19 protein-coding genes and 1 riboswitch are annotated in these 19,508 nt (G+C 71.4%); of the genes, 6 read left to right on the top strand and 13 right to left on the bottom strand.

Annotated elements, in window-relative coordinates:
• The first annotated feature begins 159 nt into the window (after positions 1-159).
• Entirely contained in the window at positions 160-1,119 is a 960-nt protein-coding gene (locus tag ACGFZW_RS24565; protein ID WP_393895364.1) for an SCO0930 family lipoprotein, read from the top strand.
• Here ACGFZW_RS24565 and ACGFZW_RS24560 read toward each other — a convergent pair.
• From ACGFZW_RS24560 to ACGFZW_RS24545, 4 genes are all read right to left on the bottom strand, one after another.
• Positions 1,097-2,605 (bottom strand): sodium:solute symporter, encoded by a 1,509-nt coding sequence (locus tag ACGFZW_RS24560; protein ID WP_393895363.1) that lies wholly within the window; start codon positions 2,603-2,605, stop codon positions 1,097-1,099. The genes ACGFZW_RS24565 and ACGFZW_RS24560 overlap by 23 nt on opposite strands.
• A complete protein-coding gene (locus ACGFZW_RS24555) occupies positions 2,602-2,835 on the bottom strand; it encodes a DUF3311 domain-containing protein (RefSeq protein WP_393895362.1) in 234 nt (77 codons plus the stop codon). Before ACGFZW_RS24555 ends, ACGFZW_RS24560 begins: the two co-directional genes overlap by 4 nt.
• A 77-nt stretch (positions 2,836-2,912) precedes the next feature.
• The gene (locus tag ACGFZW_RS24550; RefSeq protein ID WP_393895361.1) at positions 2,913-3,716 is read right to left on the bottom strand and encodes a class E sortase; all 804 of its coding nucleotides are present in this window, start codon (positions 3,714-3,716) and stop codon (positions 2,913-2,915) included.
• A gap of 93 nt (positions 3,717-3,809) precedes the next feature.
• Positions 3,810-5,138, bottom strand: coding sequence for a DUF445 domain-containing protein (locus tag ACGFZW_RS24545; protein WP_393895360.1), 1,329 nt, complete (start codon positions 5,136-5,138; stop codon positions 3,810-3,812).
• 316 nt (positions 5,139-5,454) lie between these two features.
• Between ACGFZW_RS24545 and ACGFZW_RS24540 the strand changes: the two genes are divergently transcribed.
• Positions 5,455-6,765 (top strand): SGNH/GDSL hydrolase family protein, encoded by a 1,311-nt coding sequence (locus tag ACGFZW_RS24540; RefSeq protein WP_393895359.1) that lies wholly within the window; start codon positions 5,455-5,457, stop codon positions 6,763-6,765.
• A gap of 28 nt (positions 6,766-6,793) precedes the next feature.
• Here ACGFZW_RS24540 and ACGFZW_RS24535 read toward each other — a convergent pair whose 3' ends face one another.
• From ACGFZW_RS24535 to ACGFZW_RS24520, 4 genes are all read right to left on the bottom strand, one after another.
• Positions 6,794-7,462 (bottom strand): DUF1707 domain-containing protein, encoded by a 669-nt coding sequence (locus ACGFZW_RS24535; protein ID WP_393895358.1) that lies wholly within the window; start codon positions 7,460-7,462, stop codon positions 6,794-6,796.
• A gap of 49 nt (positions 7,463-7,511) precedes the next feature.
• Positions 7,512-8,534: an ATP-binding cassette domain-containing protein gene (locus ACGFZW_RS24530; RefSeq protein ID WP_393895357.1), complete on the bottom strand. Its 1,023-nt coding sequence runs from the start codon at positions 8,532-8,534 to the stop codon at positions 7,512-7,514.
• A gap of 109 nt (positions 8,535-8,643) precedes the next feature.
• A complete protein-coding gene (locus ACGFZW_RS24525) occupies positions 8,644-9,408 on the bottom strand; it encodes an ABC transporter permease (protein ID WP_393895559.1) in 765 nt (254 codons plus the stop codon).
• 91 nt (positions 9,409-9,499) lie between these two features.
• Positions 9,500-10,297, bottom strand: a complete 798-nt coding sequence (locus tag ACGFZW_RS24520) for an ABC transporter permease (RefSeq protein ID WP_393895356.1) — start codon at positions 10,295-10,297, stop codon at positions 9,500-9,502.
• A 285-nt stretch (positions 10,298-10,582) separates the two neighbouring features.
• Here ACGFZW_RS24520 and ACGFZW_RS24515 point away from each other — a divergent pair, with 285 nt between their 5' ends.
• Entirely contained in the window at positions 10,583-12,877 is a 2,295-nt protein-coding gene (locus tag ACGFZW_RS24515; protein WP_393895355.1) for a transglycosylase domain-containing protein, read from the top strand.
• A gap of 54 nt (positions 12,878-12,931) precedes the next feature.
• On the opposite strand, the gene ACGFZW_RS24510 is transcribed toward ACGFZW_RS24515, so the two are convergent.
• From ACGFZW_RS24510 to ACGFZW_RS24500, 3 genes are all read right to left on the bottom strand, one after another.
• Positions 12,932-13,252 carry a DMT family transporter gene (locus ACGFZW_RS24510; RefSeq protein WP_393895354.1) on the bottom strand — a complete coding sequence of 107 codons (321 nt, stop codon included), beginning with the start codon at positions 13,250-13,252 and terminating at the stop codon, positions 12,932-12,934.
• Positions 13,253-13,283: 31 nt separating this feature from the next.
• Positions 13,284-13,353, bottom strand: a riboswitch (guanidine-III (ykkC-III) riboswitch).
• Between the two features lie 94 nt (positions 13,354-13,447).
• Complete coding sequence (locus tag ACGFZW_RS24505) at positions 13,448-13,750, bottom strand: co-chaperone GroES (protein WP_048828920.1); 303 nt, start codon at positions 13,748-13,750, stop codon at positions 13,448-13,450.
• 160 nt (positions 13,751-13,910) lie between these two features.
• On the bottom strand, positions 13,911-14,228 hold the full coding sequence (locus ACGFZW_RS24500) for a DUF3618 domain-containing protein (RefSeq protein WP_393895353.1): 318 nt from the start codon (positions 14,226-14,228) through the stop codon (positions 13,911-13,913).
• 224 nt (positions 14,229-14,452) lie between these two features.
• Here ACGFZW_RS24500 and bcp point away from each other — a divergent pair, with 224 nt between their 5' ends.
• Positions 14,453-14,920 carry a thioredoxin-dependent thiol peroxidase gene (bcp, locus tag ACGFZW_RS24495; RefSeq protein ID WP_393895352.1) on the top strand — a complete coding sequence of 156 codons (468 nt, stop codon included), beginning with the start codon at positions 14,453-14,455 and terminating at the stop codon, positions 14,918-14,920.
• Between the two features lie 91 nt (positions 14,921-15,011).
• On the opposite strand, the gene ACGFZW_RS24490 is transcribed toward bcp, so the two are convergent.
• Both ACGFZW_RS24490 and ACGFZW_RS24485 read right to left on the bottom strand, forming a co-directional pair.
• Positions 15,012-16,259, bottom strand: coding sequence for a sensor histidine kinase (locus tag ACGFZW_RS24490; RefSeq protein WP_393895351.1), 1,248 nt, complete (start codon positions 16,257-16,259; stop codon positions 15,012-15,014).
• A 38-nt stretch (positions 16,260-16,297) separates the two neighbouring features.
• Positions 16,298-16,801, bottom strand: a complete 504-nt coding sequence (locus ACGFZW_RS24485) for a hypothetical protein (protein ID WP_393895350.1) — start codon at positions 16,799-16,801, stop codon at positions 16,298-16,300.
• A gap of 371 nt (positions 16,802-17,172) precedes the next feature.
• Between ACGFZW_RS24485 and ACGFZW_RS24480 the strand changes: the two genes are divergently transcribed.
• Both ACGFZW_RS24480 and ACGFZW_RS24475 read left to right on the top strand, forming a co-directional pair.
• The gene (locus tag ACGFZW_RS24480) at positions 17,173-18,711 is read left to right on the top strand and encodes an MFS transporter (protein WP_393895349.1); all 1,539 of its coding nucleotides are present in this window, start codon (positions 17,173-17,175) and stop codon (positions 18,709-18,711) included.
• A 169-nt stretch (positions 18,712-18,880) separates the two neighbouring features.
• A complete protein-coding gene (locus ACGFZW_RS24475) occupies positions 18,881-19,504 on the top strand; it encodes an HNH endonuclease (RefSeq protein ID WP_393895348.1) in 624 nt (207 codons plus the stop codon).
• Positions 19,505-19,508 lie beyond the last annotated feature (4 nt).

The raw sequence follows: 19,508 nt of genomic DNA, 5'->3' as shown, positions 1-19,508 counted from the left end.
CGCGCGGATTGAACGGGGGCACCCCGCACCGCGTAATCCCCGGCAACACACCCGGCCGGCACCCGGACGCAAGCCCGGCCCGCCACCGAGCAGCACCGGCCGGGACCGGACAGCGGACCGGACCCACCACCGGACAGGCAACCGACTCAAGGAGACATCATGAGCACTCGACGTCGTGTGGGACTCGCGACCGCGGCCGTCGCCGCCCTGGCACTGACCGCCGGCTGCGGCAGCAGTGGCAACCAGGGTGCAACCACCCCCACCACCGACACCGTGCAGCCCGCGGGCCAGGGCACCAGCGACTACGGCTCCTCCGGATCCGCGGGAGACGGCGGCGGATACGGCCAGGCCGGCGGCGACGAGGGCAAGGAAGCTGCGGCCGGGCCCAGCGCGGGCGAGCTCGCCCTGCGCCAGGCCGACGAGCTCGGCCCGATCGTCACCGACGCCAAGGGCATGACGCTCTACCGCTTCGACAAGGACACCCCGAAACCGCCCAAGTCCAACTGCTCGGGCTCCTGCGCCACCACCTGGCCGCCGGTCCCCGCCGACGGCGCCGAGGCACCCGCTGGCATCGACAAGAGCGCGCTCGGCTCGGTGGCCCGCGCCGACGGCACCAAGCAGCTCACCATCGGCGGCTGGCCCGCCTACCGCTACGCGAAGGACACCAAGGCGGGCGACACCAAGGGCCAGGGCGTCGGCGGCACCTGGAACGCCCTGGCGGCCGACGGCAAGAAGGCGGGCGCCCAGGAGCCTGCCGATGTGTCCGTCTTCCCGCACCCCGATCTCGGCGAGATCCTCGTCGACGGCAAGAGCCGGACCCTGTACCGCTTCAACAAGGACAGCGCCTGGCCGATGAAGTTCGCCTGCAACGACGCCTGCCTGGAGACCTGGAAGCCCGCCAAGCCCGCCGACCGCTCGAAGCTCACCGGGATCCCCGAGGAACTGATCACCACCGTCACCCGCCCGGACGGCATCCGGCAGCTGGCCGTCGACTGCTGGCCGGTCTACTGGTTCACCGGCGACAAGCAGCCCGGTGACATCAACGGGCAGGGCAAGGACGGCCTGTGGTTCGCGGTCTCCAAGGAAGGCAAGAAGATCACGTCGACGCCGGAGGGCTGACCGCGCCCTCCCGGGGGAACTCGTCGTCCAGCGCGAGCACCTCCGAGTCCGGCCGCTCATCCGTGGCACGCGGCCCCAGCCAGGTGACCGCGAGCGCCACGACCAGATTCACCGCGAGGGCCACGATTCCCGCATTGAGTCCCCATACCGGGTCGTGACCGCCGAACACCAGCACACAGACGAGCGCGAAGCCCACCACGAGGCCGCTCACCGCGGCGTGCAGCGTCAGCCGCCGCCACACCAACCCCAGCAGCAGCATCGGCACGAGCTGTGCCATGCCCTCGTACGAGATCAGCGACAGCCGGACGAGGGTGTTGGGGGCGGTGTAGGTCAGCAGCAGCGCCAGCGCACCCGCGGCGACCACCACCAGTTGCGACCACAGCTTCTGACGGTGGGCCAGGCGGGGCACGGCGCCCAGCACGCTCCTCCCCCACATCGTGCCGATGACCAGCATGAAGACGGCCATCGGCACGATGGAGGAGAGCGCGGCGGCCACCCCGGTCACCCCCACGGCCCAGGCCGGCAGGGAGTCCACGACCAGTTTGAAGAGCGCCAGATTGGAGTCGGCGCCCACCAGTCCCGGCACCACGAACAGTGCGGCCAGGCCCAGCAGCATCGGGACGAACAACAGCACGTTGTAGAAGGGGAGGTACATGGCGTTGCGGCGGAGCGCGTCGGCGTTGCGGGCACCGAGGTAGCCCGCCACGGTGGTCGGGAAGATCACCACGGTGAGGGAGTTGACGAGGGTGGTGGTGATGAACCAGATCTGGCCGAGCCCGCCCGACGCGTGGCCGGGGAACGTCAGCCACTGCGGCTTCTCCGCCACGACGCGGTCCAGGAAGGGCCCGTAGCCGTCGAAGTAGTGCAGCGGTACGTAGATCGCGAGGAAGGCGAGGGTGACGATGACGAGGACGTCCTTGAGGACCGAGACCCACGCGCTGCCGCGCAGCCCGCTGACCACGACGAAGCCGGTGGTGACCGCGAAACCGATGAAATAGGCCCAGTTGAGGCTGATGGCTCCGTAGGAGATGGTCGAGACGACCACGCCCATGCCGGTGATCTGCAGCTGGATGTACGGCAGCAGGCAGACGGTGGCGAGGACGGCGACCGCGGCGCCGAGCCAGGGCCGTCCGTAGCGGTGCGCCACCATGTCGGTGATGCCGACCAGACCGTGCCGGCGGGCGTAGGCCCACAGCATCGGCCCGACGACGTACCCGATCGCGTACCCGCAGGACATGTAGGCCACGACATAGAGCACCGGGGCGCCGAAGTTGTAGCCCCAGCCGGCCGCGCCGAGGTAACTGAAGCTCGTATAGCTCTCCCCGGCCATCAGCACCCAGATGAAGACGGTGCCCAGGCTGCGACCGCCCACCGACCACTCCGTGAGGCCGCCGCCGGAGCCCCGGCCACGCACCGCGAGCAGGCCGAGCACCACGGTCAGCACCATGAAGACGCCGAAGACGGAGGTGGCGACCGCGGCGTTCACGCGCGGCCCCGCTTGAGGTCGGCGCGCCGCGCGAGCCACACCGAGACCGGCGTGAGCAGGGTGGCCACCAGCATCCAGAAGAACAGCAGCGGCAGGCCGAGCACGGTCGGCGTCACCCGGTTCACCAGCGGCAGAACCGCCAGGAACAGCACATAGGGCGCAAGCAGCCACAGCAGCGCGGGGCGCTTTCGAGAGCCCGGGGATCGCCCACCGGGGAACTGGTTTCGCACGGGGCGAGAGCCTAGAGGAGCACCCTCGGGCTCCTCGATCCGGCCTGAGCCGAACGAAAGCCCTGGGGCGGGTCCCCCTAGGGGACGCCGGTGCCTTCTGTGTTCGACTGTGTCGACCGCAACACCGCCCAGACCACCAGCCGGTAGGCGGAGCTGTACTCAGGCGTGCAGGTGGTCAGCGTCAGATACGCACCCGGCGCGCTGAAGCGGTAGCCGGGATGCACGCTGCTGTACGGCACTTCCGCGAGGACCGTGCCGTCCCGGGGAGTGGTCCGGGGCAGGATCTTGCGGACCACATAGGTGTGGCGCGCCTCGGCGGTGTCCAGGCGCACGGTGTCCCCGGGGCGCAGCCTGTCCAGCCGGCGGAACGGCTCACCGTGGGTGTTGCGGTGCCCGGCCAGCGCGACATTGCCGGTTCCGCCCGGCTGGGCCGTCCGCGGATAGTGCCCGACATAGCCCCTGTTGAGGACCGCGGCCTTGCCGACACCCTGCGCGACGGGCGCGGTGACGCCGATCCGCGGGATGCGCAGCACCGCGTACGCCAGGTCCGGCTGCGGCCCGGACGCGGTACGGGCGGGGCCGCCGCGGCGCGCGCCGTCCGGGGTTGCGCTCGCGCCGTCCCGCTGCTCGGAGCCGCCGTCGTCGGGCGCCTGGACGGCGGACCGCCGAGGTGCCGTCTCCCATTGCCGCTCCAGACGAGCCACCCGGTCGCGCGCGTCGCCCTGCGCCTGACGGTTGGTCCACCACAGCTGATGGACGACGAGCAACAGCAGCACCGCGCCGAGTGTCACGGCCAGCTCGGCGACGGTCCACAGGGCACGCGCCACGGGCGGGCGGCTGGTGCGCCGCCCCTGCACGACTACCGGTATCCGCTCCCGCACGCGGGCACCGTAAGCCCTGCGGGCGCAGGTCACCAGAGCCAGCGGCGCCCCGGCGTCACCGGGCGGGCGGGCCTCCCGGTCACCGGCGCCGGGTCAGCCGCCGAACGCCCGGGAGACGGAGTAGATGCACAGGCCGGCCAGCGCGCCCACGACCGTGCCGTTGATGCGGATGAACTGCAGGTCCCGGCCGATGTGCGCCTCGATCTTCTTCGAGGTGTGCGTCGCGTCCCAGCCGGCGACGGTGTCGGTGATCAGGGAGGTGATCTCGCCCTGATATGTCGTCACCACATAGACGGCCGCGCCCTCCAGCCAGCCGTCCACCTTGCGCTGCAGCCGGTCGTCGACCGCCAGCCGCTGCCCCAGGGACAGCAGCGCCGCCCGCACCCGCAGCCGCAGCTCGCTGTGCTCGTCCTCGGCGGCGGCCACGATCATGGCCCGCACCGAGCCCCACGCGGAGGCGATCAGGTCCTGCACCTCGCCGCGCCCCAGCACCTCCGACTTCAGCCGCTCCACCTTCTGCCGCGTCTCCGGGTCGGTCTGCAGATCGCCCGCGAAGTCCGTCAGGAAACGGTCCACCGCGCCGCGCGCCGGATGCTCGGGCATGTCCCGCATCTCCGTGACGAACCTCAGCAGTTCCTTGTAGACCCGGTCGCCGACCCTGCGGTCGACGAACCGCGGCGTCCATCCCGGCGCGCCGCCGGAGACGGCCGCCATGACCGAGTCGCCGTGCTCGACCAGCCAGTCGTGGGCGCGGCCGCACACCAGGTCCACCACCCGCCGGTGGCCGCCCTCGGCCACGACCCTCCCCAGCATCGCGCCGATGCCCGGCGCGATCTCCTGGGCGTCCGCCCGCCGGGTGATCGCCTCGCCGACGACCGCCTGCACATCGGAGTCACGCAGCACGGTCAGCGCGCCGCGCAGCGCGGTGGACAGCTCCGCGGTGACCCGGTCGGCGTTCTTGGGGTCGGCGAGCCAGCCGCCGAGCCGGGCGCTGATGCCGACCTGCCGCAGCCGGCTGCGGACGACATCACTCGACAGAAAGTTCTCCCCGACGAAATCGCCGAGACTCTGACCCAGTTGATCCTTTTTGGTAGGAATGATGGCAGTGTGCGGGATCGGCAGCCCCAGGGGCCGCTTGAAGAGTGCGGTCACGGCGAACCAGTCGGCCAGCGCACCGACCATGCCGGCTTCCGCGGCCGCCGCCACATAGCCGGTCCAGCCGCCCGCCCCGGAGGAACCCGCCCATTTCGCCAGCACGTAGACCAGCGCCACCACCAGCAGCAGGCCGGTGGCGAACGTCTTCATCCGCCGTACGCCGCGCCGCTTCTCCGCGTCGGCCTCGCTGTAGCCGAAGCCGCCGCCCGGCGCGCCCCGGCCCGCCGAGGGCGCGTCCGGCGCTCGATCCGCATTCGTTCGTTGCATCCGCTCCACCGTTCCCACCGAGCCCCGCCATCCCTGCGGCCGTACCCTGTGCCGCACGGCCGGCCCGCGGGGCGGTCCGATCCGGCCGTCCGCCGGCCGCCGGTTCAGCCGTATGTCCAACTGTGACCTACTCCCGGAACGAACCACGAGTTCCCCGCGTCCACGTCATGGGGGACATCGCCAGGGCGCCGGGCGGCCTCCCGAAGGCCCGTGGGATCATGGAGAACCGATCGGACCGCAACGGTGCCGCTGGTCATTCGCTGCCCTTGCCCACCCGGAGCGTGCCGCTCCGCCTTCCCCAGGAGACCTCTCCCGCATGAACAAAAGTGTGGGTTACGCCCTGCTCGCCGGCCTGGCGGCAGTGGTCGTACTGATCTCGACCGCGATATTCGTCGGCTTCGGCGGCGATGACGGTGGCCTGGGCGATTCCCCGCGCAAGCCGCGTGACCCCGCGAAGCCGGCGGTCTCCGGACAGTGGGTCGGCACCTGGGCGGCGTCCGCGGCGGCCGCCGAACCCGGCACCCTGGACGGGTACGCCGGCATGTCGATACGGAACGTCGTGCACACCAGCGTCGGCGGCTCCAGCGCGCGCATCCAGCTCTCCAACCTCTACGGCACGCGCCCGCTGCCGGTCAGTCACGCCTCGCTGGCGCTGGCCGCGGCGCCCAGCAACCCGACCGCCGCGGCCGGAACCATGCGCCGGCTGACCTTCGGCGGGCGGCCCGCAGTGAGCATCCCCGCGGGCGGCGCGGTCACCAGCGACCCCGTGCGCCTCGACGTGCCGCACGACGCCGATCTCCTGGTCACCACCTACTCCCCCTCCCCCTCCGGCCCCGCCACGTATCACCCGTATGCCCGTCAGACCTCCTACCTGGCACGGGGGGACCGCACCGAGGACGCCACCGGAGCCGCGTACACCGAGCAGAGCCCGTACTGGCGCTATCTGACCGGCGTGGACGTCTGGAGCACCGAGGCGCGCGGCACGGTCGTCGCCATCGGCGACTCGATCACCGACGGCATCACCTCCACCGCCGGCGCCAACCACCGCTGGACCGACTTCCTCGCGGCCCGGCTGCGCAACGAACCCGGCGCCCCCCGCTACGGCGTCCTCAACCAGGGCATCAGCGGCAACCGGCTGCTGGTCAACGGCAGCCGCTTCTCGCCCAACAACGGCCCCAGCGTGCTGTCCCGCCTGGAGCGCGACGCGCTCTCGCGCACCGACGTGAAGGCGGTCGTCGTCGAGATCGGCCTCAACGACCTGTTCAAGTCACCGCGCCAGCTCGACCCGCAGAAGATCGTCGCCGGCATGCGGCAGATCGTCCGCCAGGCGCACCTGCAGGGCCTGCGGGTGACCGGCAGCACCCTGACCCCGTTCGGCGGACACCGGGGGTACTCCACCCTGCTGAATTCCGTCCGCGAGCAGGTCAACCGCATCATCCGCTCCGGCACGGTCTACGACGAGGTGGTGGACTTCGACAAGGTGCTCCGCGACCCGGCAGCGCCCGTGCGGCTGCGCCCCTCCTACGACTCGGGCGACCATCTCCACCCCAGCGACGAGGGCTACCGGGCGATGGCGAACGCCCTCGACCTCGACCACCTCAAGCGGTCCGCGCCCGCCTCGCTCTGAGCGGGCCGTGCGCGGACGCCCCGCCGCGTCAGCCCAGTTCCCCGCGCCGCCCGCGCTCGTCCTCCAGGCGGCGCGCGTCGGCCTTGCGTGCCTTGCGCTCGATACCGACGCCGCCCATCAGCGCCAGCCCCCTGACGATCACCCGGGGCGCACCGGGATCGCCCGGCACCCCGTCCTCGCCGGCGTCGAATCCGCCCATGATGCCCAGTCCCCGGACATCGACCTCGACGCCCGGCGGCACCACCAGCTGCACCCCGCCCATGACGGCGTAGCAGGTGATGACGATCTCCGCTCCGGCGAAGTCCGCCTCCCGCAGGTCGATCTCACCGCCGCCAATGCAGCAGACCGCCGTGAAGCGGCGCCCGATCGTCCACCGCCCCTTGCGCTGGAAGCCGCCGAGGACGCCGACGCCGGTCGTGGAACCGTGCGCGCCGCTCACGATCCGCCCGGCCCAGGACCTGGCCCCGCCTTCCTTGCGCAGCGAGAGGGGCCCCGGAGCCGTCGGTGCGGTCGCGGCCGGCAGGTCGGCGGTGATCGGCTCCAATTCGCCGTACGTACGCGCCGCGTACGTCGCCTCCAGCCGCTCCTGGAACTCCTCCATCGCCAGCCGGCCCTCGGCGACGGCGTCGCGCAGGATCTCCGCCACCCGCTCACGGTCGGTGTCGGAAGCACGCAACTCGGGGCGTCTGTCAGTCATACGAACAGGTTAGGTCGTGTCCGGCGGTCCCGGGCGGATCCGGGGCAGCTCATCGCACACCGGGTCGCGCGCCGGGCACGGCAGGAGCCCCGGCCGGCCCGCCCTTGGCGTACAGCCGCGCGATGACGTCCTCGATGTCCGCCTCCCGCACCGAGAGGTCCACCAGCGGATAGCGCTCGGCGACTGCCGCCACCAGCGGCGCCGCGCTCTGCGCCGCTGGAAACGCCAGCCACTGCCGCGGACCGTCCACCTTGACCGTACGGGCCCCCGGTACGCCCTCGATCGGCGGCAGCTCCCGCTCCAGGTCCACCACCAGCGTGCGCTCCCCCTCCCCGGCCGCCCGCAGGCCGGCGAGCCCCCCGTCGTAGACCAGCCGACCGTGGTCGATGACCATCACCCGGCGGCACAGCTGCTCGATGTCGGTCAGATCGTGCGTGGTCAGCAGGACCGTGGTGCCCCGCTCGGCATTGACCTCCCGCAGGAAGGAGCGCACCTTCGCCTTGCTGATCACATCGAGGCCGATCGTCGGCTCGTCCAGATAGAGCACCTCGGGTTCGTGCAGCAGCGCCGCCGCGATGTCGCCGCGCATCCGCTGCCCCAGCGACAGCTGACGCACCGGCACCTCCAGCAGCGGTCCCAGGTCGAGCAGTTCCACACACCGCTCCAGCTGGTCGCGGTAGGCGGCGGACGGGATGCGGTACATCCGCCGCACCAGTTCGTAGGAGTCCTTCAGCGGCAGGTCCCACCACAGGGTGGTGCGCTGCCCGAAGACCACCCCGATCCGCCGGGCGAGGCGGGTCCGCTCGCGCGCCGGGTCGATGCCGGCCACCCGCAGCCGGCCCCCGCTGGGCACCAGAATGCCCGTCAGCATCTTGATGGTGGTGGACTTCCCGGCGCCGTTCGGCCCGATGTAGCCCACCATCTCCCCGCGCGGCACCTGGAAGGTGATGCCGTCCACGGCCCGCACCTCGTGTCTGACGCGCCGCAGCCGACCCGCCTTGCGCCGCACCGAGAAAACTTTCTCGATGCCCTCCACCTCGATCAGCCGCTCCGCCGCCGTACCGCTCACCACATGCCTCCCGCTGTCCGCCCCCGTGCCGATGCCGTGCCGTTCCCGGGCCGCTCCCTCCCGCTGCCGCGCCGCGCCGGGCGGGCCCCTGCCGGCCGCGTTCCGCCGGCCGTCAGCTCCCCGTACTGCGGTACGCCCGCAGCCCGTACCGCCACGCCACCCCGACGCCCGCCCACATCACCACGGCCACCACCGGCCCCAGGAAGTCCACCCAGCCCGGCAGCCCCAGCGGATCCGGATGCCCCAGAAGTCGCAGTGCGGGCAGCCAGTTCACGAAGGCCAGCGGAATGACGAAGGTGACCCCGCGCACCAGGTCCTTGGCGAAGACCGTCGGCGGGTACTGCAGCATGGCGTTGCCGCCGTAGGTGAAGGAGTTCTGCACCTCGGCGGCGTCCTGCGCCCAGAACTGGAAGGACGCCCCGGCGGTGAACACCGCCGCGAAGATGGCCGCACCGCACACCACCATCAGCGGCACCATCAGCACCCGGCCCGCCGTCCACGACACGTCGAGCGCCGTCAGCGACCAGCCGAGGACCAGCAGCGCCTGGGTGATCCGGCCCAGCCTGCGCAGCGCGAAGCGGTCCGCGGCGACCTGCGCGAAGACCGGTACGGGGCGCAGCAGCATGACATCGAGCGTGCCGTCCCGGATGCGGCCGCCGATCCGGTCCATGCTGCCCAGCAGCAGATCGGCCAGGCCCAGGGACGCGCTGGACGTGCCGTAGAGGAAGGCCACTTCGGGGAGGCCGAAGCCACCGAGCGCGTCGATCTGCGAGAACATGAGCATGATCGCGACGAAATCCAGGCCGCTGGCAGCGAAGTTGCCGACCGCCATCATCACGAACGACGCCCGGTAGGCGAGAGTGGAGCGCACCCACATCCGCACGAGCAACCCGTACGCGCGCAACCCCGCCGCCCATGGCACCGCTGCCGCCCTGTCGGCGGCCACCTGCCCTTCCGCCTTCGAGGTGTCAGCCACCGTGCACCACCACCTTGCGGGTGGCGGCGCGCTGCACCAGCCGGCCCAGCGCCAGCAGCGCCACGCCCCAGGCCGCCTGGAAGGCCAGGCCCTCGGCCAGCGTCCCGCCGGTACGCGCACCGAGCAGGACGTCCGCCGGCACCTGGAGCACGGCGGCCCACGGCAGCAGCTGGGCGACCTCGCCGAAGCCGCCGGGGAACACCCGCAGCGGCAGCACGAGACCCGAGAAGAACATGCAGGCCAGGCCGCTGATCATGGCCAGGCCCGCACCGTCGAGCAGCCAGAAGGACGCCAGCGCGACGAGATAGCGCAACGCGAAGCTGACCACCACCGCGAGCGTCACCGAGAACACGAAGCAGCACCAGGTCAACACGTCGCCCGGCAGTGCCAGTTCGAAGCACAGCGCGCCGACCGTCATCGGCACCGCCCCGCGCCCGATCAGCTGCAGCGCGGCCCGGCCGAGATCCCCGGCCAGCCACCACAGCTGCAGATCGGCCGGCCGGTAGAGGTCCACGGCGATGTCGCCGCTGCGGATCCGCTCCTGGAGCTCGTCCAGCCCCCCGCCGGAGAGCAGCGCGACCGCCGCGAGCAGCGCCTGCCCCACCCACACGAAGGTCAGCGCCTGCGCCTGGTCGTAGCCGCCCAGGTGCGGCCGCTCGGCCCACAGGGCGAGGTAGGCGTAGGCGACGATGAAGCCGAAGACGGTGTTGGTGAAGACGCCCGCCGCGGTGGCCATCCGGTAGGTGGCGTACCGCCGGAAGCTGCCGACCGCCACGGCCACCCACCACATGCCCGCGTCCCCCCGGCCCCGTCGTCGTCACCTGGCAAAACACCGGAGCTTAGCCCCGCCCCCGGGGACCGCACCATCGGTTTGTCACCGGTTCGGGTGAGCCCCGGGCGCCATTCAGCCGGTCACGTCGCGGTCACAGGAGCGCGCCAGCCCCCTTGACGACGACGCATGATGCGACAGTTTCTTATCGGGCGACAGTTCCCCTCCAGGCCCGGGGGATGCACCCCAGACCCGACACCGCTCCGCCGCACAACCATCGGCGGTGGCCGAGGAGTCCATACAGACATGAGCGACGATCCGCAGCACGACGGCCCGGAGAACACCGGCCCCCCGGAGTGGGGACCGCGTCCCGAGGCGCCGACGACGAGCGGTAAGGGCGCCGAGGGGAAGAAGCCCCGCCCCCGGCGCACCGGCTGGCGCCGTGTCATCCCCACCTGGCGCACGGTGCTGGGCACCGTGCTGCTGTTCCTGCTGCTGCTCGCGGGCGGCATGGTCGCCGGGTACCTCATCGTCGACATCCCGCCCGCCAACAGCGCGGCCAAGGCGCAGAGCAACGTCTACCTCTACTCCGACGGCTCGGAGCTGGCGCGCGACGGCGAGGTCAACCGCGAGAACGTCTCGCTCAGCCAGATCCCCAAATCCGTTCAGGAGGCCGTACTCGCCGCCGAGGACCGCGACTTCTACTCCGAGTCGGCGGTCGACCCCGCCGCGATGCTGCGGGCCGGCTGGAACACCCTGACCGGCAAGGGCAAGCAGTCCGGTTCGACGATCACCCAGCAGTACGTCAAGAACTACTACCTGGGCCAGGAGCAGACGGTCACCCGTAAGGCCAAGGAGTTCTTCATCGCGATCAAGCTGGACCGCGAGGTGAGCAAGGCCGACATCCTGGAGGGTTACCTCAACTCCAGCTACTACGGCCGCAACGCCTACGGCATCCAGGCCGCCGCGCAGGCGTACTACGGCAAGAACTCCGAGGACCTCACGACGGCCCAAGGGGCCTACCTCGCCACCCTCCTCAACGCCCCCAGCGCCTACGACATCACCGCCCACCCGGAGAACAAGCCCCGTGCGAAGGCGCGTTGGGACTACGTGCTGGACGGCATGGTGACGAAGAAGTGGCTGAGTGAGGCGCAGCGGTCGTCGATGAAGTTCCCCGCCCCGGGGCCTGCCAAGGCGTCCGCCGGTCTCTCCGGCCAGCGCGGCTACCTCGTCGAGGCGGTCCGGGACTACCTCATCGGCAACGAGATCGTCGACGAGGACACCCTGCGGGCCGGCGGCTACCGCATCACCACCACCATCGACAAGGACCGCGAGGACGCCTTCGTCGACGCGGTCGACAGCCGCATGATGGACAAGCTCGGCGACTCGCGGAAGGTCGACTCCTACGTCCGCGCCGGCGGCGCCTCCATCGACCCCGAGACCGGCCGGGTCGTCGCGCTGTACGGCGGCATCGACTTCGCCAAGCAGTACGTCAACAGCGCCACCCGGCACGACTACCAGGTCGGCTCCACCTTCAAGCCGATCGTCTTCGCCTCCGCCGTCCAGAACAACGCGACCACCCAGGACGGCGCGCGGATCACCCCGAACACCGTCTACGACGGCACCAACAAGCGCATGACGGTCAACGACGGCTCCCCCACCGGCTTCGCGCCGGCCAACGAGGACGACCGCTCCTACGGCCCGATCACCGTCACCGAGGCGACCGACAAGTCCGTCAACGCCGTCTACGCCCAGATGGGCATCGACGTCGGCCCCACCAAGGTCAAGAACACCGCCGTCGACCTGGGCATCCCGGCGGACACCCCCAGCCTCGCCTCGTCCCAGGGCGCGGTCTCGCTCGGCACCGCCACACCCAGCGTCCTGGAGATGACGCAGGTCTACGCCTCCTTCGCGCAGCACGGCAAACAGCGGCCGTACACCCTGGTCGACAAGGTCTCCAAGAGCGGCGAGGACCTGCAGCTGCCCGAGCGCGCCGAGGCGACCGCCCTCGGCCGGGAGGCCGCCGACACCACCACGTCGATCCTGCGCAGCGTCGTCGACGGCGGCACCGGCACCGCGGCGCAGGCCGCGGGGCGGCCCGCGGCCGGCAAGACCGGTACCGCGGAGGAGGACAAGGCCGCCTGGTTCGCGGGCTACACGCCCGAACTCGCCACCGTGGTCGCCGTGCTGGGGCAGAACCCGGTGAGCGCCGCACAGGAGCCGCTGTACGGCGCGGCGGGCCTGCCCCGGATCAACGGCGGCGGCTTCCCCGCCGAGATCTGGGCCGACTACACCGCCGCCGCCCTGGAGGACGAGCCGGTCCGCGACTTCGACCTGGAGCTGGAGGAGGGTGCCGGGTCACCGGTGCCGCAGCCGACCACCACCGCGCCGGTGCCGCCCACCGACACCGCGTCCCCGACGACGGAGCCGACCGGGGGCCCGACCATCACTCCGCCGACGGACTTCCCGACCCCGCCGACGATCGAGCCGCCCACCCCGACCTTCCCCACCGAGCCGACGCCCCCGGAGCCCACCGAGGACTTCCCGACGGTGGGGCCGGAGGACGGGGCCCTTGCGCGTCAGCCGAGGTGGGGCGGCTGAGTCCGCAGCGGGCGGCCGGGGCACGCCGGTCCGCCCGGGGCGTGAGTGACCAGGTCAGTGGCCGGACGTCGCCTTGAGGCCGACGACCGCCACCAGCAGCAGACAGATGAAGAAGATCCGGGCCGCGGTGGCCGGTTCACCGAGCACCATCATCCCGACCACCGCCGCACCGGCCGCACCGATGCCGACCCACACACCGTAGGCCGTACCGATCGGCAGGGTCCGGGCCGCGTACGACAGCAGCATCATGCTGACGACGATGCCCGCGCCGGTGAACACGCTGGGCCACAGCCGGGTGAAGCCGTCGGTGAACTTCATACCGATCGACCAGCCGACCTCCAGCAGACCGGCGACGACAAGCAGGATCCATGCCATGACGGCACCTCCGTGAAAGAGCTTCAACAGGGGTGCGTCGTCTTGTCGTGGCCCGGTACGGCGCGTCTCGTCGGGTACATCCGAGGCTAGCAAAAGACAGGAAAACGGGCGGTGACCCCGGTCACCGCCCGCCAGGCCCACCCGGCCCGCAAAGGGCCCGGGGCCGAAGTCACCGGGCCAAGAGATGCCGGAGATCTAGAGATACAGCCCCGTCGCGTCCTCCGCGCCCTCCAGCCGCTCCGCGGCCACCGCATGCAGATCGCGCTCCCGCATCAGCACATACGCCACGCCGCGCACCTCGACCTCGGCGCGGTCCTCGGGGTCGTACAGCACCCGGTCCCCCACCTCGACGGTCCGTACGTTCTGCCCGACCGCGACCACCTCGGCCCAGGCCAGGCGGCGGCCGACGGCAGCGGTCGCCGGAATGACGATGCCCCCGGAAGAGCGGCGCTCGCCCTCGGGGATGTCCGTCCGGACCAGCACACGGTCGTGCAGCATCCGGATCGGCAGCTTGTCATGGGTGTCGTGGGTGTTTTTCGGGCTCACGGCAAGACCGTACCTGCCCCGCACCGCGCCGCACGCACCGCCGCCCGAAGCCACCGATCCCGAGGGGCACCACCCGGGCGGCAGCGGGCACTGCGGGCGTTCGCGAACACCCCTAACGACGCCGCTGGAGGCGCAGCGCCAGCAGGCCCACCACGGCCACACCGACCACGGCCACCGGGACGATGCGCTCCAGGCGCGGCGCCCCGTCCTCCGACACCAACTGGCCGCGGGTATCCGAGATCACGCGCTGCACGGTCACATACGCCCGCCCCGCCGTACGGTCCACCGCCGCCGCGGTCTTCGCCTTCGCCTCGCCGATGATCGTCCTGGGGTGCAGCCGCACACCGATCTCGTCGAGCGTCACCGCGAGATCCTGCCGCCGGCGGACGATGTCCGCCTCGATCTGCGCAGGGGTCCTGGCTTCCGACACCGCGCTGCCTCCGTCGTCTCGGGCCGATGCGTACGAGACCGGGCACGAGGCCCCGTACGGAAACCGGCCACATATCCGTACCGGTTCGTGATGGACAGTCTGTCAGCTCCACCCCGCCCGCGCCCCGCAGCACCCCCGTTTCGCCCAGCCGCGGCGCCCCCGGGCCCGCCCCGCCGCCCGGCTGCGTAATCTCGGGGCAGACGGATCCACCCAGAAGGAGAGCCATGAGCGAGCGACTGCAGACCGGCGACACCGCACCCGCCTTCACCCTCCCCGACGCGGACGGCAAGCAGGTCTCGCTCGCCGACCACAAGGGCCGCAAGGTCATCGTGTACTTCTACCCGGCCGCCCTCACCCCGGGCTGCACCAAGCAGGCCTGCGACTTCACCGACAACCTCGAATTCCTCGCCGGCCACGGCTACGACGTCATCGGCATCTCCCCCGACAAGCCGGAGAAGCTCGCCAAGTTCCGCGAGAAGGAAGAGCTCAAGGTCACCCTGCTCGGCGACCCCGACAAGGAGATCCTGGAGGCCTACGGCGCCTTCGGCGAGAAGAAGCTCTACGGCAAGACCGTCACCGGCGTCATCCGCTCCACCGTCATCCTCGACGAGGAGGGCAAGGTCGAGCGCGCCCTCTACAACGTCAAGGCGACCGGCCACGTCGCCAAGATCATCAAGGACCTGGGACTGTAAACCGCCCCGGACCCGGGCCGACGCGCCCCGGCCGAGGAATCCCGGCCGAGGACTCCCGGCCGAGCGACCCGCAGCCGGCGCGCCCCGGGCATCAACCCCGGGACATGCCCTGGCCCACCGACCCCGCAGGCGCCACCGCCGCCCGGTCCGGCAGCTCCAGCACGGCCTCGGCGCCGCCCTCCGCGGCGGCGCCGAAGTCCAGCCTGGCCCCCAGCACCTCCGCCTGCCCCGCCGCGATCGTCAGCCCCAGGCCGTGCCCGGTGCCCCGCTCCGGAGCCGCCGTACGAAACCGCCGCGGCCCCTCCGCACACAACTCCGCCGGATAGCCCGGCCCGTGATCACGCACCACGATCCGCGCGCCCCGCACCACCACCTCGATCGGCGGCCTGCCGTGCTTCGCCGCGTTCGCCAGCAGATTCACCAGGACCCGCTCCACCCGGCGCCGGTCGGTCTCCACGATCCGCGGCTCCCCCTCGACCGTCACCGACACCTCGGCGACCCCCCGCTGACGGGCCGCCCGCCGCACGATCCCCCGCACCAACGACGGCAGCTCACAGGCATCCAGATCGGCCCGCTCCACCCCCGCGTCCAACCGCGACACCTCCAGCAGATCCTCCACCAGCCGCCGCATCGCCTGCGCCCGGTCCTGCACCATCTCCACCGCACGCGGCTGCGGCAACAACTCCGCCGCGGCCACCAGACCGGCCACCGGCGTCCGCAGCTCATGCGCGACATCCGCGGTGAACTCCCGCTCCGCCTGCGCCTGCGCCGCCAGCGACGTCGCCATGTGATGCACGCTGCGCCCCAACTCGGCCACCTCGTCCCGGCCATGACTGGCCAGCGCGTCCGCGTCCGGCGCCGCCCCCGCCGCGATCCGCCGGGCCGCCGCCGCACTCAGCCGCAACCGCCGCGACAACCGCTGCGCCACGAACCACGACACCACCGCCATCAGCACGACCGTGCCGCACCCCGCGATCAGCAACGCACGATCCAGCGCCACCCGCGCCGGATCGTCGTCCGGGAACGCCGCCGACACCGACAGCGAACGCCCCGGATCCTGCCCGCCCCCACCGCCGACCCCCGTCGCCGCCCACACCCGCGGATCCTCGCCCCCGCTCAGATACGTCCCCGACCTGCCCCGCAGCACCGCGTCCCGCAGCGGAGGCGGCAGCGTCGCGTCGTCCAGCTGCGCCCCCAGCGCCAAAGTGCCGTCCCGCTCATAGATCTGCAGCGCGGAACTCAGCCGGTCGTCCTGATACGACCGCGCCGACCGCTCCCGCTCCGCATCCGCGATGTGATGCACCGCGAACCCGAGCACCACCACGGCAAGCGCCGTCATACACGAAATGGCCAGTGCGATCCGGCCCCGTATCCCCATCACGCGAGGTTGTACATCTCCGTCGTGTCACCGAGCGGCGTGGAGCCCTCGTACGTCACCTCGAGCCCCGTGAAGGCCCGCCCGCCGGCCACCGGCTCGGGGCCGTAGAGCCGGAACGTCGCCGGGAACCCCGCGTCCGCACCCGCCCCCGCGGTCCGCTCCACCTGCACCACGCCCGTACCCTCCGCCTCCCGCGATCCGTACCGCTCCCAGGTGATCGCCGTCGCCACCATCCCCGCGTCCGCACACGTCAACGTGATCACCTGAGGCTTGATCTGCGGCTCCCCGATCCCGCAGTCCCGCACCCCCGGCAGACCCCCCGAGGGCTTACCGGGCGACTTCACGTCCTGCACCGCCGACGTCTTGGGCGCCGCATCCACCGCCGACGCGCGGTCCGCCCCCTGGCTCCACCACACCCCGCCCGCGGCAACCGCCGTCACCAGGGCAAACGCCACCAGAGCGGTACGCCCACGCGCCCAGCGGAACCGTTCACGCTCGGTCATCACGTTCTCCTCCCGGGGCCCGCGCCCCGTACCCCCACCCAGCTCACACCAACGCCGACACCTCCACCCGAAGGGGCCCGGCGCACAGCGACGCCTCGACGGAAACGAGCGGGATTCGACACGTCACTCTCCCGCCCCCGCCCCACGGGCTGATTGCCCGAACACTGCGATGACCGCGCGGCTGTGTACCAGTCCTGTAACAGCCCGCGTCGCGCCTCTGGCGCGCCGGAAAACCTCCTCCGTACGGCCCAGCGTCGCGTGACCTACATCGCGTTATCCGGCCAGAGTGGTTTGATCCGCGCTCCACTGCGCAGGCGCACCTGTCGTACCCCACCGCGCACCGCGCGCTGACAGACCGAGAGGACCGCCTCGTGCCGACCGGCAGCACCGAAGCAGACCAGGCTTCCGACAACGATCCGGCAGCGCGCAAGCGTCATCGGGCGCTCTTCCGTGCCGTCGCACGGCGCCGGAACCCCAAGCTACGGCGCACCGACATCACGATCACCGACGAAAAGGTGGTCAAGCGGGCCGTCAAGGCCGCCGCGCTCGGTAACGCCATGGAATGGTTCGACTTCGGGATCTACAGCTATCTCGCCGTCACCATCGGCAAGGTCTTCTTCCCCGGCGGCAGCGACACCACCAGCCTGCTGTCCTCCTTCGCCACCTTCGCCGTCGCGTTCCTCGTACGGCCACTGGGCGGCCTCTACTTCGGCCCGCTCGGCGACCGGATCGGCCGCAAGAAGGTCCTCGCCCTCACGATGATCATGATGGCGCTCGGCACCCTCTGTATCGGCCTCATCCCCTCCTACGCCACCATCGGCTTCTGGGCCCCCGTCCTGCTGATTTTCTTCCGCCTCATCCAGGGCTTCTCCACCGGCGGGGAGTACGGCGGCGCCTCCACCTTCATCGCCGAGTACGCCCCCGACAAGAAGCGCGGCTACTTCGGCAGCTTCCTGGAGATGGGCACCCTGATCGGCTACACCGGCGCCGCCGGCATCGTGCTGCTCCTCAACACCACCCTCGGCGACGACGCCATGCTCCACTGGGGCTGGCGCATCCCGTTCCTGGTCGCGGGCCCGCTCGGCCTGGTCGGTCTCTACCTCCGGATCAAGCTGGACGAGACCCCCGCCTTCCAGAAGCTGGAGGCGTCCCAGACCCACGTCGCCACCGGATCCGCCACCGAGGCCGATGCCGAGTTCTCGCACCTCTCGGAGAACGCCCCGAAGAAGAAGATCAGCGAGATCTTCATCCAGCAGTGGCCGACGCTCATCCTGTGCATCGCCCTGGTCGGCGCGTACAACATCACCGACTACATGCTGCTGTCCTACATGCCGACGTACCTGACCGACACCCTCAAGTACGAGGAGTCGCACGGCCTGCTGATCCTGCTGGGCACCATGATCGTCCTGATGTGCGTCATCAGCAGCGTCGGCAGGCTCAGCGACCGCTACGGCCGCAAGCCGCTGCTGATGGCGGGCATGCTCGGCTTCTTCGTCATCGCCATCCCCGCCTTCCTCCTGGTCAAGCAGGGCAGCGTCCCGGCGGTCATCAGCGGCATGGCCCTCCTCGGACTCTCCCTGGTCTGCCTCCTGGGCACCATGTCGGCCGCCCTTCCCGCCCTCTTCCCCACCAGCGTCCGCTACGGCTCGCTCTCCATCGGCTACAACCTCGCCGTCTCCCTGTTCGGCGGCACCACCCCGCTGGTGATCACCGCCCTCATGGACGTCTTCGACCAGAACGTCATGGTCCCCGCCTACTACACGATGGGCGCCGCCCTCGTCGGCGTCATCGCGGTGGCCTGCATGAAGGAAACCGCCCAGCAGCCCCTGGAGGGCTCCCCGCCCTCGGTGGCCACCAAGGAGGAAGCCGTCGAGATGGTCACAGCCCAGACACCCGACCCCAAGTTCTGACGCGCGACGGACACCTCAAGGGCCCCGGGGACTCCCCGGGGCCCTTCCGTTTCCATCCCCGTCCCTTTTCTCGCCACCCGGCGTAACCGACTCGACGTTCGATCGTTCTCCAGTTCGAGAAGGTCAAGAGCGCACGGGGAGGGCCCGGCGCGCGGGACAGGGGGAATCGATGCCACGCAAATACACCCGTGAGCTGCTGGCGGAGGCGGCTCGCGTATCGACCTCGTACGACGAGGCAGTCCGGTGGTGCGGCGGACGACCGACCCCGGGCAGCAGACGCCATATCCGCACCAGGATGCGCGAAGCGGGCATCGACACCACGCATTTCCCAACCGCGGGTGTGCGCCACACCGAGGCCACGCTCCGCGACGTCGTCTCCGGCTCGCACAGCATCGCCGAGGTCGTGCGCCGCCTCGGCATCAGCCCGGTCGGCGGCAACCACGCCCACATCGGCCGGCGCATCGCCGAACTCCGCATCCCCACCTCGCACTTCATTGCCGCGCCCCCACGAGGTCCACAGGTGGCGATCAGCGAGCGGCTGGTGCGCGGAACTCCGGCCGACGGCCGGATCAGCGGCAGCCGGCTGCGGCGCGAACTGCTGCGGCGGGGCGTCCCGGAGCACTGCGCGATGTGCCGGACGCCCGCGGAATGGAACGGTCGGCCCTTACGGCTGGAGGTCGACCACCGCAACGGTGACCGGTGGGACAACCGCCCGGAGAACCTACGCCTGTTGTGCCCCAACTGCCACGCCGCCACCGACACCTACCGCGGCCGCACGCGGCGCCGGAAGTAGGCAC

Source organism: Streptomyces sp. NPDC048248 (assembly GCF_043201875.1).
Lineage (GTDB): Bacteria > Actinomycetota > Actinomycetes > Streptomycetales > Streptomycetaceae > Streptomyces.
This window is presented reverse-complemented; position numbering and strand designations above follow the sequence as displayed.